Source organism: Methylophaga sp. UBA5088 (assembly GCF_002414625.1).
Classification (GTDB): Bacteria; Pseudomonadota; Gammaproteobacteria; order Nitrosococcales; family Methylophagaceae; genus Methylophaga; species Methylophaga marina.
Genome location: NZ_DIAC01000029.1, coordinates 1 through 954, shown reverse-complemented (window position 1 = coordinate 954; position 954 = coordinate 1). Strand labels below are relative to the sequence as shown.

Here is a 954-nt window from a genome sequence, read left to right as displayed (position 1 = left end):
TTATTGACTTTGCCTTTCGGTGCCAAGCCCTTCATTTTTACTACAGGTAATGACTGGCCAATATGATGTTCGATGCGCTCAAGGTTTTTTTGGTCATGGCTTTCCACCAGATTGACAGCAATACCTGATTGTCCAGCCCGCCCGGTTCTGCCAACACGATGAATATAAATATCACCACGAAATGGCACATCATAATTAATGACGTGGCTCACTTGTGGTAAATCCAGTCCACGTGAAGCTACATCCGTTGCAACTAAGACTTTGATTTTTCCTTGACGGAATTTACGTGTTCGTTCTCGGCGATCTGCCTGAGAGAATTCACCATGCACCACCTGCGCAGAGATATTTTGTGACTGCAAATAGTCGGCTACTTCATCTGCGCGTTCTTTTTTATTGCAAAAAACTAAAGCACTTGTGCACTCGTCCGATTGAATCACGGCTTTGAGCAGTGCTTGTTTATGTTCACGATTATCAGCTAAATAGACACGCTGCTCGACCTGTTCGGCATAGTGATTTGAAGCATTCACATCTACTCGGGTAGCATCAGGCAGTAAGGTGTTAGCAAAAATTTCCACACCGGCACCAGCCAGTGTGGCGGAGAACAAGCAGGTTTGGAATGCTGTTGTAATTGAAGCTAATAATGTCGCGACATCAGGACCTTGTCCCATATCCAGCATACGATCCGCTTCATCTATCACCACAAACTCAATCAGTGATAAATCGGCCTGCTCTTGTTCAACTAAGTTCAATAAACGGCCGGGTGTGGCAATGATGACATCACAGCCTTCATCTAAAACCTTTTGTTGGGCAGTGGGTGCCTGACCACCGGTAATCATGGCAATATCGATTGGATCTTCTTTACTGAAGGTTTTAAGCACATGTTGAATCTGGAAGGCCAGCTCACGTGTTGGAGCCAGAATGAGAGCGACAGGTTCATGTGAACGATGCTTTCTG

1 protein-coding gene is annotated in these 954 nt (G+C 45.4%); it reads right to left on the bottom strand.

From position 1 onward, the window contains the following. A partial coding sequence (locus tag B4K20_RS03685; RefSeq protein ID WP_289281954.1) for a DEAD/DEAH box helicase occupies positions 1 to 954 on the bottom strand: 954 nt, incomplete at both ends.